At 73.4% G+C, this 14,335-nt stretch carries 14 protein-coding genes; all 14 read right to left on the bottom strand.

Going from position 1 to position 14,335, the window contains the following annotated elements:
- Window positions 1-25 precede the first annotated feature (25 nt).
- A complete protein-coding gene (locus ACWGN5_RS24195) occupies window positions 26-253 on the bottom strand; it encodes an acyl-CoA carboxylase subunit epsilon (RefSeq protein WP_453518614.1) in 228 nt (75 codons plus the stop codon).
- Between the two features lie 8 nt (window positions 254-261).
- Window positions 262-1,890, bottom strand: a complete 1,629-nt coding sequence (locus ACWGN5_RS24190) for an acyl-CoA carboxylase subunit beta (protein ID WP_453518612.1) — start codon at window positions 1,888-1,890, stop codon at window positions 262-264.
- Window positions 1,887-2,615, bottom strand: a complete 729-nt coding sequence (locus ACWGN5_RS24185) for a 4'-phosphopantetheinyl transferase family protein (RefSeq protein WP_453518610.1) — start codon at window positions 2,613-2,615, stop codon at window positions 1,887-1,889. The genes ACWGN5_RS24190 and ACWGN5_RS24185 overlap by 4 nt, the downstream gene beginning before the upstream one ends.
- Window positions 2,587-3,882 (bottom strand): MFS transporter, encoded by a 1,296-nt coding sequence (locus ACWGN5_RS24180; RefSeq protein ID WP_453518608.1) that lies wholly within the window; start codon window positions 3,880-3,882, stop codon window positions 2,587-2,589. Before ACWGN5_RS24180 ends, ACWGN5_RS24185 begins: the two co-directional genes overlap by 29 nt.
- Before the next feature lie 9 nt (window positions 3,883-3,891).
- A complete protein-coding gene (locus ACWGN5_RS24175) occupies window positions 3,892-4,809 on the bottom strand; it encodes an alpha/beta hydrolase (protein ID WP_453518605.1) in 918 nt (305 codons plus the stop codon).
- Entirely contained in the window at window positions 4,806-6,365 is a 1,560-nt protein-coding gene (locus ACWGN5_RS24170; protein ID WP_453518604.1) for an FAD-dependent monooxygenase, read from the bottom strand. The genes ACWGN5_RS24175 and ACWGN5_RS24170 overlap by 4 nt, the downstream gene beginning before the upstream one ends.
- Window positions 6,362-7,843, bottom strand: coding sequence for an FAD-dependent monooxygenase (locus tag ACWGN5_RS24165; RefSeq protein WP_453518602.1), 1,482 nt, complete (start codon window positions 7,841-7,843; stop codon window positions 6,362-6,364). The genes ACWGN5_RS24170 and ACWGN5_RS24165 overlap by 4 nt, the downstream gene beginning before the upstream one ends.
- A gap of 2 nt (window positions 7,844-7,845) precedes the next feature.
- Window positions 7,846-8,802, bottom strand: a complete 957-nt coding sequence (locus ACWGN5_RS24160; protein WP_453518599.1) for an aromatase/cyclase — start codon at window positions 8,800-8,802, stop codon at window positions 7,846-7,848.
- A 32-nt stretch (window positions 8,803-8,834) separates the two neighbouring features.
- Complete coding sequence (gene fabG / locus ACWGN5_RS24155; protein WP_453518596.1) at window positions 8,835-9,620, bottom strand: 3-oxoacyl-ACP reductase FabG; 786 nt, start codon at window positions 9,618-9,620, stop codon at window positions 8,835-8,837.
- 36 nt (window positions 9,621-9,656) lie between these two features.
- The gene (locus ACWGN5_RS24150) at window positions 9,657-9,926 is read right to left on the bottom strand and encodes an acyl carrier protein (RefSeq protein WP_369147305.1); all 270 of its coding nucleotides are present in this window, start codon (window positions 9,924-9,926) and stop codon (window positions 9,657-9,659) included.
- A 44-nt stretch (window positions 9,927-9,970) separates the two neighbouring features.
- Window positions 9,971-11,185, bottom strand: a complete 1,215-nt coding sequence (locus tag ACWGN5_RS24145; protein ID WP_453518593.1) for a ketosynthase chain-length factor — start codon at window positions 11,183-11,185, stop codon at window positions 9,971-9,973.
- Window positions 11,182-12,453: a beta-ketoacyl-[acyl-carrier-protein] synthase family protein gene (locus ACWGN5_RS24140; RefSeq protein WP_453518591.1), complete on the bottom strand. Its 1,272-nt coding sequence runs from the start codon at window positions 12,451-12,453 to the stop codon at window positions 11,182-11,184. Before ACWGN5_RS24140 ends, ACWGN5_RS24145 begins: the two co-directional genes overlap by 4 nt.
- Complete coding sequence (locus ACWGN5_RS24135; RefSeq protein ID WP_453518589.1) at window positions 12,450-12,779, bottom strand: TcmI family type II polyketide cyclase; 330 nt, start codon at window positions 12,777-12,779, stop codon at window positions 12,450-12,452. Before ACWGN5_RS24135 ends, ACWGN5_RS24140 begins: the two co-directional genes overlap by 4 nt.
- 110 nt (window positions 12,780-12,889) lie before the next feature.
- On the bottom strand, window positions 12,890-14,335 hold a 1,446-nt coding region (locus tag ACWGN5_RS24130; RefSeq protein ID WP_453518587.1), incomplete at its 5' end, for an ATP-binding protein.

Raw genomic sequence — 14,335 nt, 5'->3', positions numbered from 1 at the left:
TCCTTCGACGGTGCGGAGGGACGGGTCAGCGGTGGCGGGCGGGGAGCACGGAGTGCCAGGTGCGGGGCCCTTCGAAGCCGCCCGCACGCTCAAGGCGCCGCCAGCCGGCGACGCTCCGGGGGGCGGTGGCGGCCGGGCGCTCCTGGGTGCGGGCGAGCAGGACGGCGGTCACGGCGGCGAGTTCCTCGGGGCTCGGGGCGCCCTTCTCGACGCGGACGAGGTGCCCGGGGGCGGGCTGCGCGGGAGCGGTCATCGGGACTCCTACTGGGGCGGGTTGCCGTGCTTGCGGCGCGGCAGTTCGGCGTGTTTGGCGGCGAGCATGGCGACGGACCGGCAGAGCACCCGGCGGGTCTCCCGCGGGTCGACGACGTCGTCGACGAGACCGCGCTCGGCCGCGTAGTACGGGTGGACGAGCTCCTCGCGGTACTCCTCGATCTTCCGGCGGCGCATGGCCTCGGGGTCCTCGGCGGCCGCGATCTCGCGCCGGAAGACCACGTTGGCGGCGCCCTCGGCGCCCATGACGGCGATCTCGTTGGTGGGCCAGGCGAGGGAGATGTCGGCGCCGATGGAGCGGGAGTCCATGACGATGTAGGCGCCGCCGTAGGCCTTGCGCAGGACGACGGAGATCCGGGGCACGGTCGCGTTGCAGTAGGCGTACAGCAGCTTGGCGCCGCGCCGGATGATGCCCTCGTGCTCCTGGTCGACGCCGGGCAGGAAGCCGGGTACGTCGACGAGGGTGACGAGCGGGATGTTGAAGGCGTCGCAGAACTGGACGAACCGTGCGCCCTTCTCGCTGGCCTTGATGTCGAGGACTCCGGCCAGGGCGGCCGGCTGGTTGGCGACGATGCCGACGACATGGCCGTCGAGCCGGGCGAAGGCGCACACCAGGTTGGGCGCCCAGGCCGCGTGGACCTCCATGTGCTCGCCGTCGTCGACGAGTTCCTCGATGACCCCGCGGACGTCGTACGAGCGGTTGCCGTCGGCCGGTACGAGGTCGAGGAGCCGCTCGCCGAGCCGGTCGGCCGGGTCGGAGCTCGGCACGACGGGCGGCAGGTCGCGGTTGTTCTGCGGAAGCAGCGAGAGCAGATAGCGGACCTCGGCCAGGCAGGTCTCCTCGTCGTCGTACGCGAAGTGCGCCACGCCCGACGTCTCGGCGTGGACGTCGGCCCCGCCGAGGCCGTTCTGGGTGATCTCCTCGCCGGTGACCGCCTTGACGACGTCCGGGCCGGTGATGAACATCTGCGAGGTCTCGCGGACCATGAACACGAAGTCCGTGAGCGCCGGGCTGTACGCGGCGCCGCCGGCGCACGGGCCGAGCATCACCGAGATCTGCGGGATGACACCCGAGGCCCTGGTGTTGCGCTGGAAGATGCCGCCGTAGCCGGCGAGCGCGGAGACGCCCTCCTGGATGCGGGCGCCGGCGCCGTCGTTCAGGGAGACCAGCGGGGCACCGGCCGCGATGGCCATGTCCATGATCTTGTGGATCTTGGTGGCGTGGGCCTCGCCCAGGGCGCCGCCGAAGATCCGGAAGTCGTGCGCGTACACGAAGACCGTGCGGCCCTCGACCGTGCCCCAGCCGGTGATGACACCGTCGGTGTACGGCTTCTTCGCCTCCAGGCCGAAGCCCTGCGCGCGGTGCCGGCGCAGCTGCTCGACCTCCGTGAAGCTCCCTTTGTCGAGGAGCAGCCCGATCCGCTCACGCGCCGTCAGCTTGCCCTTCGCGTGCTGGCGTTCGGTGGCCTTCGGATCGGGTCCCTCCTGCGCCAGCTCCTTCAGCCTGCCCAGTTCGGTGAGGCGGTCCGCGAGGGCGCCTCCTGCCGTGAAGGCCGCGGTCGTCGCGGTCGTCGTGGACGTCGCGGCCGTCGCGGTCGTCGTGGACGTCGTGGTCATGCGCTCCCCACTCCCCTTTCGGTGAACATCTCGTGCGTGGTGGTCAGGTCCTCCGGCCGTACCGTCCGCGTCGTGACGCGCGGGCTGCCGTCCGTGCGCAGTGCGGCCGCCGCCGCGTGGCCGGGCCCGCCCGGCAGGTCGAGGACGGCCCACCCGGCGGGCCGCCGGGCGCCGGCCCGCTCGGCCGCGCCCAGGTAGTCGGCGGCGAGGCCCCGGGCGAGCCCGGTGCCGAGGCCCTTCAGATAGGCCTCCTTGCGGGTCCACAGCCGGGCGAAGCCCTCGGCCAGCCGGTCCCCGGGCAGCGCGGCGAGATCCTCGGCCTCGGCCGGGTGGAGCGCCGTACGGCACAGCTCGGCGGTGGCGTACGGGGGGACGCGCTGGACGTCGACGCCCACCGGTCGCGCCGCCACGCCGAGCAGCACCAGGCCGTGGCTGTGCGAGAGCGAGAACGACGGCGGCTCCGGTAGGCCGAGGAGCACGGGCCGTCCCGAGGCCGCCCGGCCGAAGCGCAGCCGCCCGGCCGCGACTCCGGTGTACCGGGCGAGGATCCGGCGCAGCGCCAGGTGCGCCGCGAGGTACTGGACGCGGTCCGCGGGCCGGACGAACGCGGCGGCCCGGCGCCGCTCGTGGCGGTCGAGTTCCCCGGTGGGCAGCACGGAGTCCGGCGGGGGCGGGCGGAGCGTCCAGAGGTGGAGGTCATCGTCCCCGGCCCTCAGGAGCGGCATCGCGTATCGGCCTTTCGTCGTTCTCGGACGGATCGGTGCCGGCCCCCGCCGCCCGCTTCCCGCGGTGCTGGAGGGCGAGGGCGGCGAGGGCCGCGGCCAGGGAGACGAGGCCGCCGAGCCAGAGGCCCGCGCGGGCGCCGAGGTGCTCGGCGAGCAGGCCGACGAGCAGCGCCCCGAGCGGGGTGGTGCCCTGGAGGATCAGGGTGTAGAGGGCGAGGATCCGGCCCCGGTAGCGGGGGTCGCTGCCGAGCTGGACGCGGTGGTTCGCGGCCTGGACGAAGGAGATCGAGGCGAAGCCGGTGAGCGTGAGGAGGACGAGCGCGCCGAGGAATCCGGGCGCCTGTCCCGCCGCCGTCTCCAGGGCCCCGAAGGCGAGGGCCGAGCCGATGACGGTGCGGGCGGCGGGGCGCCCGCTGCGCCGGGTGCCGGCGATGGCTCCGAGGAGGGAGCCGGCGGCGAAGGCGGTGGTGAGGAGGCCGAAGGAGGCCGCGTCGGCGTGGAAGACCGTCTTGGCGAGCAGCGGCAGGGTCAGCTGGAAGTTCATGCCGAACAGGCCGATGACGGCGACGAGCGCCATGGGGAGGACGAGGTCGGGGCGGGAGGCGGTGTAGCGCAGGCCGTCGACGACCCGCACCGTGCTCGGCGCCGCTCCGCGGCCGACCCCCCGGTTCTCCTCGGGCCGCATCAGGCGCAGCCCCGCCACCGTCGCGAGGTAGCTGACCGCGTTGAGGGCGATGGCCCAGCCGGTGCCGAAGCCGGTGATGAGGAGTCCGGCGAGGGCCGGTCCCGCCACCCGGGCGACGCTGAAGTAGGCGGCGCTCAGGGCGGAGGCGTTGGGCAGCAGCTCGTTGCCGACCAGCTCACCGACGAAGGACATCCGGGTGGGGACCTCGACCGCGTTGACGATCCCGAGGCCGAGGGCGAGCAGCCAGATGTGCCAGAGCCGTACCGTGCCGCTCAGGTCGAGCACGGCCAGGATCAGGGCGAGCGCCCCCGCCGCCAGGTTGGCGAGGGTGAGCAGCGTCCGCTTGTCGTACCGGTCGGCGAGCCGCCCCCCGTAGAGGGTGAGGAGCAGCATGGGGGCGAACTGCAGGGCGGTCACGGTCCCCAGGGCCGTGCCGGAGTCGCCGGTCATGCCGAGGACGAGCCAGTCCTGGGCGACGACCATCGTCCAGGTCCCGGCCACGGACACCACCTGCCCGGCCGCGAAGAGCCGGAAGTTGCGGACGGACAGGGAGCGGAACGTGGTCGGTCGGGCCTTCACCATGAGCGCGGGTCACACCTCGGGTCGCAGGGTCGCGAGGCACTCCTCCAGGAACGCGAGGGCCCGCAGATGGTACGTACGGGCCGCGAGGCCCAGGCTTATGTTGTGTCCGGCGTCCGGGAGCCGCTCGACGAGGACACGGGGTGCGGCGGTGAATCGTCCGGTCAGCCGGTCGAGCGCCGCCTCGTCGTGCCGCCACCACGACTCGTACTCCGCGAACGTCAGCCGTACGGGCACCCGCACGCGGGCCGCCACCTCCGGGAAGAGGCCGGGCCAGCGCAGGGCCTCGGCCCGCTCCCGCTCCGGCATCGGGGCGACGAGCGCGCCGCTGGCCCGGAAGGTGCCCGGCGGGTAGAGGCGCAGGGCGCCCCAGTTCCGGGTCCAGTGGCCGTGGCCCCGGCTGCCCGGCAGGTCGTCGGGTCCCACCGCGTACTCCTGGCCGCAGCCGGAGACGTCGAGCCCCAGGAGCGGGGTGCCGGCCGCGCCGGTGTCGCGGGCGGCGGCGGTCAGGGCGAGCTTCCCGCCGTAGGAGTGGGCGAGCAGGAAGAGGCCGGCTCCGGTGGTGTGCCGGGCGGAGAAGTCTGCCAGGGCGGCCCGCAGGGTGTCCGACTGCTCGGTGAGCGTCTGGCCGTGCGGCAGCCGGGCGGTGGAGTCGCCGTATCCCGGGCGGTCGAGGGAGAGGACGGTGAAGCCGAGCCGGGCGCCGAGGGTGAGCAGGGAGAGACCCGGCTGGGCCTGGCCGTGGAAGTAGCCGGCGCTCATGCCGCCGCCGTGGAGGGCGACGACGGTCGCGCGCGGCGCCCCGAAGGAGTCGGGCCCCGGCTCCGGTTCGGCGAGCAGGGCGGAGATCGGGACCCCGGCGCCGTCCAGGACGATCCGGCGCACTCCTGCGGTGCGGGGCGCGGCCGGGGCGTTCGTCGTGGTGGTCACCGGGACGCGCCGCCGTCGGAGACCGCGAGGGCGGGGGCGCCGAACCAGCGGCGCAGGGCCGCCTCGGGGCTCGCGCCGCCCTTCGAGGTCCATACGACGTGGCCGTCGGGCCGTACGAGGACGGCGGCCAGGCCCGTGAGGACGTCCGTGCCGTCGGCGGGCAGCGGTGTGGCGGTGACGGTGAGGACCCGGTCCTTCCAGGCCGCCGCCGTCTCCCGTACCGCCGGGTCGTCGGCGAGGTCGAGCAGCAGGCCCTGCGCGGAGTGGAGCAGCCGGGTGGTGCTGGTCTCCCCCGCCGCCGTGGTCAGCGCCCGGTGCGCGAGCCGCGCCCCGAGCAGGGGGTCGTCCGGGTCGCCTTGACCCACCTCGTAGCGGATGTCGAGGCCGCTGACGACGCCGGCGAGGTGCCGCTTCACCTCGTCGTGGCCGAGGAGTTCGGTGAACAGTTCGCGCAGCGGGTCCGACTCCTCGCCGCCGAGGAAGACCGTGCCCTGGGCCCGGGTGTTCATCAGGAGCCGCTCGCCCACCGGGTGGCGCTCCGCGTGGTACGTGTCGAGCAGCCCCTCGGGCGCCCGGCCGCGCACGGCGGCGGCGAGCTTCCAGCCCAGGTTGGCGGCGTCCTGGACGCCGGTGCTGAGTCCCTGGCCGCCGGCCGGGAGATGGACGTGGGCGGCGTCGCCCGCGAGGAGCACCCGGCCGCGCCGGTACTCGGTGGCCTGCCGGGTGGTGTCGGTGAAGGAGGAGACCCACGCGGCGGAACCGCCGCTGATGTCCTCGCCGGTGATGCGCCGCCAGGCGGCGGCCACCTCGGCGAAGCCCACCGTCTCGGCCTCGCGGCGGTCGCGGGGCGGCGTGCCGTGCGGGCAGACGATGATCCGGTCGACGCCCTCGGCGAGCGGCGCGGCCATGACCATGCCCTCCGGCAGCCGCTCGCCGAGGAACCGGGGCCGCAGCCCGCAGCCGACGACGTCCGCGAGGTACATCTCGCGGGTGGCGGGGGTGCCGGGGAAGTCGAAGCCGGCGGCCCTGCGGACGGGGCTGTGCCCGCCGTCGCAGCCCACCACGTACGCGGCGCGGAGCCGCCGCTCGCCCTCGGGGGTGCGGACGGTGACCTCCACCTGGTCGGCGTCCTGGGTGAGGCCGGTGAACTCCCAGCCGCGCCGGACGTCAGCGCCGAGCTCGGTCGCCCACTCCTCCAGGACCTTCTCGGTCGTGTACTGGGGGATGCCGCGGGCGCCGAAGTGGGCGCCCTCCAGGACGGTGTAGTCGAACTGCACCCCGCCGAAGTGGCCCAGCGGGCTGGTCTCCAGGGTCTCGCCCTGTCCGAAGCGGGGCAGCAGTCCGCGCTGGTCGAAGACCTCCATCGCGCGGGCGGTGAAGCCGAGTCCGCGGGACTGGCCGGTGGGCCGCTCCAGGCGCTCCGCGACGAGGACCCGGGCGCCGCCGAGGCGGAGTTCACCGGCGAGCATGAGGCCGGTGGGGCCGCCGCCGACCACGATGACGTCGGTGTCGGTGCCGGCGGGGGTGTCGGTGGTGCGGGGATGCGAGGTGGTCATGGCGTCCTTCGTCCGAGTTCGTGGGTGGGGGCACCGAACCAGCGGCGCAGGGCCGTCTCCGGTCCCGCGTCGTCCGCCGAGGTCCACGCGACGTGGCCGTCGGGCCGTACGAGGACGGCGTCGAGGCCGTCGAGGGGGCCGCCGGGCACCGGCCGGGCGGCGAGCGTGGTGACCCGGTCCGCCCAGCGGGCGGCGGGAGCGGCGCTCTCCTCGCCGAGGACGAGGAACAGGCCGCGTCCCGCCCGCAGCGGCCCGGTGACAGGCGCGTGGCCTCCGGCGAGGGCGGTGTGCGGCAGCCGGGTGCCGGTCAGCGGGTGGACTCCGCCGTCCTCCGTCCCGTACCGGATGTCGAGTCCGGAGATCTTCCCGGCGAGGTGCGTGCGCACCGCGTCCAGGCCGATGAGCGGGCCGAGGAGGGAGCGGACGGGCTCCGCCTCGGGGCCGCCGAGGAGCAGCAGGGCCTGCGCCCTGATGTTGCCGAGGACCTGGCGGCCGACGGCGTGCCGCTCCTCGTGGTACGTGTCGAGCAGCCCGTCGGGTGCCGTGCCGCGGACGGTGGCGGCGAGCTTCCAGCCGAGGTTGACGGCGTCCTGCAGGCCGAGGTTGAGGGCCTGGCCGCCGATCGGCATCTGCTGGTGGGCGGCGTCCCCGGCGAAGAGCACCCGGCCGTCGCGGTAGCGGGTGAGCTGCCGGTCGGCGTCGTGGAAGGAGTTCACCCAGAGCGGGGTGCCGCCGCTGATGTCCTCGCCCGTGACCCGCTTCCACACGTCCACGACCTCGTCGAAGCCGGGCTCCTCGGTGCGAGGGGCCGCGGGCCGGCCGAAGGCGTGGACCATGACCCGGGTGACGCCGTCGGGCCGGCGGGCCGCGACGGCGAGGCCGCCGGGCAGCCGCTGGAAGCGCCGGTTCGGGACGTCGATCCCGGCGACGTCGGCGCGCAGCAGCTCGCGCCGGGCCTCCTGGCCGGGGAACTCGGCCCCGGTCAGGGCCCGTACGGTGCTCTGCTCGCCGTCGCATCCGACGAGGTACCGTGCCCTGACCCGTACCTCACGGCCGTCCGGACCGACCGCCCCGGCCTCGGTGTGCGTGTCCGTCTCCGTGAGGGAACGGAGCGTGTGGCCGCGCCGCAGGCCGGCGCCGAGGCCGGCGGCCCACTCCGCGAGCAGCCGCTCGGTGCGGGTCTGCTCGACCTTCCACTGCCCGGGGTGGGGGCTCGGCAGGGTCAGGTCGAGCGGGATCCCGCCGAAGTGGCCGCGGGGCTCCGACGGCGGGGTGCCGAAGGCGGGCAGCAGGCCCCGGTCGTCGAGGAGTTCCATGGTGCGGGCGTGCAGTGTGGAGGCCCTGGACTCGGTCGTGGGGGTGGCACGGCGCTCCAGGACGATCACGTCCGCGCCACCGAGCCGCAGTTCGCCGGCGAGCATCAGGCCGGTGGGACCGGCACCGATGACGACGACGTCGGTCTCCACCGTCGTCTCCATGGTCAGGCCTTGCCCTCGGTACGGGCCTTGGCCTCGGCGTACTCCTTGGCGTACCCGAGGGTGGCCCGGCTGTTGGTGCTGAGCGCGGTGCGCACGTAGTCGCGGGCGTCGGCGACGGTGGCCTCGGCACCGAGGATCCGCTCGATGTTCGCCGTGTTGAGGACGACCGTGTGCTGGGAGGAGGCGGAGACGCCGCCGTCGGCCTCCTCCGTGAACGTCCAGTAGCCCGTGTGCAGGGTCATCAGGGCCGGCAGGGTGATCTGCTTGTAGGCGATCCGGTGGTGCGGGAAGGTCACCCGGTACGACTTCGTGGTGTGGGTGGAGCCGTCCTTGGCCCGGGTGTCCATCTCCAGGCTCTGCAGCCCCGGGGTCTCCTCCTCGAAGCGGACCGTGGCCACGTGCGGCAGCCGCTCCGGCCAGCGGTCCGCCTCGTTCACGAAGTCGTAGACGTCCTTGGCGGAGCCGTCGACCCGCACGGTGTCCTCGAAGGAGAAGGTGATCTCCTCGGAGGCGTGGGCCAGTTCGACGTTGGTCTTGAGCGCGGCGAGTTCGGAGCGCGAGTTGCGGTCGACGGCCTCGTCGATCCACTTCAGGCCCTCGGGGTCGTCGTCGATCGCCCGGTAGTCGTGGAGGAGCCGGATCCGGGACTCGGTCGCGGAGAGCGGCTCGATGATCCAGGTGCCGCCCATGGCGGCGACGGGCGGGGTGGAGACCTCCTGGCGGAAGGTGATCGTCAGGGTGTCCGGGTCGAGGGTCCGCCGCGACGTCCAGTTCTTCGGGGCGCCGTTCGCGGTCGCCCAGATCCGGATGCGCTCCTCCCGCTCGCCGCGCTCGACGTGGTCGACGTAGAGGGTGGGCGGGAAGATCCGCGGCCAGTTCTCCACCTCGGCGATCAGCCGGTACACGGCCCGGGCCGGGGCCGTGACGGTGATCTCGTGCTCGACCTCACGGGTCGTCATCGTGAACTCTCCTCGCGTTCAGAGGGTGCGGATCAGAAGTTGCCGAGGCCACCGCAGACGTTGAGCGCCTGCGAGGTGATGGAGGCGGCCGTGTCCGAGGCCAGGTAGCCGACGAGGCCGGCGACCTCCTCGGGCGTGGAGTAGCGGCCGAGGGGGATCTTCGACTGGAACTTCTCGAGGATGGCGTCCTCCGAGGTGTCGTACGCGGCGGCGTAGCCCTGCCGGACGCGCTGGGCCATCGGCGTCTCGACGTAGCCGGGGCAGACCGCGTTGACGGTGATGCCGGTCGGGGCGAGCTCGTTGCCGAGGGCCTTGGTGAAGCCGACGACGCCGTGCTTGGAGGCCGAGTAGGGGGCGCCGAGGACGACGCCCTGCTTCCCCGCGGTGGAGGCGATGTTGATGATCCGGCCGCGGGACTTCTCGCGCATGCCGCCGGTGGTCAGCGCCTCGCGGGTGAGCCGGAAGACGCTGTTGAGGTTGGTGTCGATGACGTCGTGCCACAGCTCGTCGGCGATGTCGGCGGTGACCCCGCCGCCGCTGCGGCCGGCGTTGTTCACCAGGACGTCGACGGTGCCGAAGCGGTCGACGGCGGCCCGGACGAAGGCCTGGACGTCCTCGCCGGAGCGCACGTCGAGGGTCGTGCCGTCGACCTCGTACCCCTCGTCCTGGAGCTGCTTGACGGTGGCGGCGACGTTCTGGGCGCTGCGGGCGCCGAGGAACACCCGGTGGTTCTGGGCCGCGAGGAGCCGGGCGACGGCGAGGCCGATGCCGCTGGTGGCTCCGGTGACGAGGGCGACCCTCTTCTCCTGCTGGGACATGCTGCTGGTCTCTTCTCTACGCGGAGGGGGGCGTGTTCAGGACGCGGCGACGGCCGACAGATGGGCGTTGACGGCCTCGATCAGGGCGCGCGGGGTGTCGGCGTCGGACAGCACGTCGTCGTCGAGGGTGATGGCGTACTCGCGCTCGATGCGGCTGCCCGTCTCCAGGAGGGCGAGCGACTCGTAGCCGAGGGTCTCGAAGTGGCTGTCGAGGATGTCGCCGTCGAGGTCCACGCCCTCGTCGGCGCCGGCGCCCTCGCGCAGGATCCGCTTGAGGTCGTCGAGGGTGAAGGGCTGGGTGCTCATGGTGTGTCTCCTCTTGTCTGCGGGTGGTGGGGGGCGGGCGGCGGTCAGTCCGCGGCGCGGACGACCATCGCGGAGTTGAAGCCGCCGTGGCCGCGGGCGAGCACCAGGGCGGTGCGCACCTCGGCGGTACGGGGACGGTCGAGGACCAGGTCGAGGCCGTACTCGGCCACCGGGTCGACGTTCACGGTGGGCGGGATGACGCCCTCGTCGATCGCGAGGAACGCGGCGGCCAGGTCGAGCGCCGCGGCGCCCGAGTAGAGCCGGCCGGTCATCGTCTTGGGCGCGGTGACGGGTACGGCCCCGGCGCCGAAGACCCCGTTGATCGCCTCGGCCTCGGCGCGGTCGAGCTCGGGCACGGCGGCGGCGTCCGCGAAGACGACGTCGATGTCGGCCGGGGTCAGCTCCGCGTCGGCGAGGGCGAGTTCGATCGCCTTGCGCAGGCCGGGCTCGCGGCCGGTGCCGGGCCGGGGGTCGAAGGTGGAGCCGTATCCGGCGATCTCGCCGTAGATCCGGGCCCCGCGCTCCCGGGCCGCCTCGGCGGCCTCCATGACGAGGATCGCACCGCCCTCGCCGGGCACGTGGCCGCGGGCCTCCCGGTCGAAGGGCACGTACGCCCGGGTCGGCTCCTCGCTGGTGCTGAGCCGCTCCGAGGACAGCTGCGCCACCCAGCCCCAGGGGCAGAGGGAGGCGTCCACGCCGCCGGAGACGATCAGCCGGGTGCCCTTGCGGATCTGGCGGCGGGCCTGCGCCACGGCGTCGAGACCGCCGGCCTGGTCGCTGACGACGACGCCGCTGGGGCCCTTCATGCCGTTGCGGATGGATATCTGGCCGCTGTTGACCGCGTAGAACCAGGCGAAGGACTGGTAGGCGCTGACGTACTGGCTGCCCTGGCTCCACAGTTTCTGCAGCTCGCCCTGGCCGAACTCGAAGCCGCCGGAGGAGCTGGCCGTCACCACGCCCATGTCGAAGTCGGCCTGCTCCTCGGGGCTGACGCCCGCGTCGGCGAGCGCCCAGTCGGCGGCGACGAGCGCGAGCCGGGTCATCCGGTCGGTCTGCGGCAGCAGCCGGCTGGGCAGATGCTCCTCGGCGGCGAAGCCGGGCACCTCCCCGGCGAGCCGGGCCGGATAGCCGGAGGGGTCGAAGCGGGTGAGGCGGCCGATGCCGCTCTTGCCGCCGAGGGTCGAGGCCCAGAAGTCCTCGCGGCCCAGGCCGTTGGGCGCGGCGACGCCCAGGCCGGTCACCACCACGGAGGCGCTCATGCGGTTTTCCTCTCGGGACGGGCGAGGACCATGGCGCTCTGGAAGCCGCCGAATCCGCTGCCGACGGTCAGGACCGCGTCCGTGAGCTGCTCGCGGGCGACGAGCGGCACGTAGTCGAGGTCGCACTCGGGGTCCGGGGTGTGCAGGTTCGCGGTGGGCGGCACGACGTGGTGCTCCATGGCGAGCGCCGAGGCGGCGATCTCGATGGAGCCGATGGCGCCGAGGGAGTGGCCGACCATCGACTTGATGGAGCTGACGGGGGTCCGGTACGCGTGGTCCCCGAGGCTCTTCTTGAAGGCGGCGGTCTCGTGCCGGTCGTTCTGCTTGGTGCCGGAGCCGTGCGCGTTGATGTAGTCGATCTCGGTGGGGTTCATCCGCGCCTCGTCGAGCGCGACCCGGATCGCCTCCGCCATCTCGGCGCCGTCCGGCCGCAGACCGGTCATGTGGTACGCGTTGCTGCGGGTGGCGTAGCCGGCGATCTCCGCGTAGATGTGGGCGCCGCGCCGGCGGGCGCTCTCCAGCTCCTCCAGGACGAAGACGGCCGCGCCCTCGCCGAGCACGAAGCCGTTGCGGGTGCCGTCGAAGGGCCGGGAGGCGTGCGCCGGGTCGTCGTACCGGGGGGTGGTCGCCTTGATGGCGTCGAAGCAGGCCATCGTGATCGGGGAGATCGGGGCGTCGGAGGAGCCGGCGATCATGACGTCGGCGGAGCCCTCGCGGATCAGCTCGACGGCGTAGCCGACGGAGTCGAGGCCGGAGGTGCAGCCGGTGGAGACCACGGTGTTGGGGCCCTCGGCGCCGACGGCCCAGGCGACCTCGGCCGAGAAGGAGCTCGGCACCAGGTAGTTGTAGAGGTGCGGCACCGCGTACTCGTGGTCGACGAGGTCGAGCCGGCCGCCGTCGCTGACGATCCGGTACTCCTCGTCGAGGCCCATGGTCGCGCCGACCGCGCTGCCGACGGTGACGCCGACGCGGTACGGGTCGTGGGCGGCGAGGTCGATGCCGCTGTCGGCTACGGCGCCGCGCGCGGCGACCACCGCGAACTGGGCGGCCCGGTCCATGCGGCGGACCTCCTGCGGGGTCAGGCCGTGGGCCGCCGGGTCGAAGTCGATCTCGGCGGCGACCCGGGAGCGGAACGGCGCCGGGTCGAAGAAGGTGATGCCCCGGGTCGCCGTGCGGCCTTCACTGAGCAGGTCCCAGAAGGCCTTGGCGCCGGTGCCGCCGGGGGCGAGCACCTCGATGCCGGTGATGACGACGCGTCGCGCGGTCACGCGTTCGCCTCCCAGTTGTAGAAGCGGGTGGTCATGGCGTCGGCCGGCGAGCGCCAGGTGGCCGGGTCGTAGGCCTCGATGAAGGGCTTCAGGTCCTCGCTGATGCGGACGAAGCGCGGGTCGGACTTGGCGCGCTCGATGAGCTCGCCGCCGTTGTCGGCGTCGAAGTCCTGGAGGTGGAAGTAGAGGCCGCGGTAGGAAAACAGCTGGCGCCGGCGCGTCCCCATGAGATGCGGCATCTCGGAGGCGTCGAATTCGGCGAACAGCTTGGCGACGTCGGTGCTCGATCCGGGCTCCATGCGGGCCACGATCAGAGTGCTGTGCATGTGTTCTCTCCTCACCGGAAAAGTCCTTCGAAAGGACGTGCTGAAGAAGGCCGAGAAATGAGGTGAAAGGGGGGAAGGAATTCGCCGTGCCCGGGCGTGGCCGCCTGAATTCAGTCCTTGATGTCGCAGAGGGTGGCGCCGGAGGTGACGGAGGCGCCGACCTCGGCGGTCAGGCCCTTCACGGTGCCGGAGCGGTGGGCGTTGAGGGGCTGCTCCATCTTCATGGCCTCCAGGACGACGATCAGGTCGCCCTCCTTGACCTCCTGGCCCTCCTCGACCGCGACCTTCACGATCGTGCCCTGCATCGGGGAGGCGAGGGTGTCGCCGGAGGCGGTCGGGCCGGACTTCTTCGCCGCCCGCCGCTTCGGCTTCGCGCCGGCCGCCAGGCCGGTGCGGGCCAGGGTCATGCCGAGCGAGGACGGCAGGGAGACCTCCAGGCGCTTGCCGCCGACCTCGACGACGATCGTCTCGCGGCCCGCCTCGTCCTCCTCCGCCTCCGTGCCGGCCGGGGCGAACGGCTTGATCTCGTTGACGAACTCCGTCTCGATCCACCGCGTGTGGACCTGGAACACGTCTGTGAATGTCTCCGTGGCGGTGAAGGCGGGGTCGACGACGACGGCCTGGTGGAACGGGATGGCGGTGGCCATGCCCTCGACCTTGAACTCCGCAAGCGCACGCGCGGCGCGCTGCAGGGCCTGCTCGCGGGTGGCGCCGGTGACGATCAGCTTGGCCAGGAGCGAGTCCCAGGCCGGGCCGATCACCGAGCCGGACTCCACGCCCGCGTCCAGACGGACACCGGGGCCGGTGGGCGGGGTGAAGACGGTGACGGTGCCGGGGGCCGGGAGGAAGTTGCGGCCCGGGTCCTCGCCGTTGATACGGAACTCGAAGGAGTGACCGCGGATCTCCGGGTCCCCGTAGCCGAGCTCCTCGCCGTCGGCGATCCGGAACATCTCGCGGACCAGGTCGATGCCCGTGACCTCCTCGGTCACCGGGTGCTCGACCTGCAGACGCGTGTTGACCTCCAGGAAGGAGATCGTGCCGTCGACACCGACGAGGAACTCGACCGTGCCGGCGCCGACGTAGCCGGCCTCCTTCAGGATCGCCTTCGACGCCGCGTACAGCTCCGCGTTCTGCGCCTCGGACAGGAACGGCGCCGGAGCCTCCTCCACCAGCTTCTGGTGGCGGCGCTGCAGCGAGCAGTCACGCGTCGAGACGACGACCACGTTGCCGTGGGTGTCGGCCAGGCACTGGGTCTCCACGTGGCGCGGCTTGTCGAGGTAGCGCTCGACGAAGCACTCGCCCCGGCCGAAGGCCGCGACGGCCTCACGGACGGCGGAGTCGTACAGCTCCGGAACCTCTTCCAGGGTCCGGGCGACCTTCAGACCACGGCCGCCGCCACCGAACGCGGCCTTGATCGCGATCGGCAGCCCGTGCTCCCGCGCGAACGCCACGACCTCCTCCGCACCCGAGACCGGGTCCGGGGTGCCCGCGACCAGCGGGGCACCGGCGCGCTGCGCGATGTGCCGGGCGGCGACCTTGTCACCCAGGTCCCGGAT

The organism is Streptomyces sp. NPDC055815, from assembly GCF_053616475.1.
Note: the sequence above shows the minus strand (reverse complement) of the source record. Positions and strands in the feature narration are given on the sequence as shown.

What these genes read in the sequence shown, in the direction of transcription:
- ACWGN5_RS24195 (WP_453518614.1), bottom strand. Translation starts at nt 253, where the DNA reads ATGACCGCTCCCGCGCAGCCCGCCCCCGGGCACCTCGTCCGCGTCGAG.
- ACWGN5_RS24190 (WP_453518612.1), bottom strand. Translation starts at nt 1,890, where the DNA reads ATGACCACGACGTCCACGACGACCGCGACGGCCGCGACGTCCACGACG.
- ACWGN5_RS24185 (WP_453518610.1), bottom strand. Translation starts at nt 2,615, where the DNA reads ATGCCGCTCCTGAGGGCCGGGGACGATGACCTCCACCTCTGGACGCTC.
- ACWGN5_RS24180 (WP_453518608.1), bottom strand. Translation starts at nt 3,882, where the DNA reads ATGGTGAAGGCCCGACCGACCACGTTCCGCTCCCTGTCCGTCCGCAAC.
- ACWGN5_RS24170 (WP_453518604.1), bottom strand. Translation starts at nt 6,365, where the DNA reads ATGACCACCTCGCATCCCCGCACCACCGACACCCCCGCCGGCACCGAC.
- ACWGN5_RS24165 (WP_453518602.1), bottom strand. Translation starts at nt 7,843, where the DNA reads ATGGAGACGACGGTGGAGACCGACGTCGTCGTCATCGGTGCCGGTCCC.
- ACWGN5_RS24160 (WP_453518599.1), bottom strand. Translation starts at nt 8,802, where the DNA reads ATGACGACCCGTGAGGTCGAGCACGAGATCACCGTCACGGCCCCGGCC.
- fabG (WP_453518596.1), bottom strand. Translation starts at nt 9,620, where the DNA reads ATGTCCCAGCAGGAGAAGAGGGTCGCCCTCGTCACCGGAGCCACCAGC.
- ACWGN5_RS24150 (WP_369147305.1), bottom strand. Translation starts at nt 9,926, where the DNA reads ATGAGCACCCAGCCCTTCACCCTCGACGACCTCAAGCGGATCCTGCGC.
- ACWGN5_RS24145 (WP_453518593.1), bottom strand. Translation starts at nt 11,185, where the DNA reads ATGAGCGCCTCCGTGGTGGTGACCGGCCTGGGCGTCGCCGCGCCCAAC.
- ACWGN5_RS24135 (WP_453518589.1), bottom strand. Translation starts at nt 12,779, where the DNA reads ATGCACAGCACTCTGATCGTGGCCCGCATGGAGCCCGGATCGAGCACC.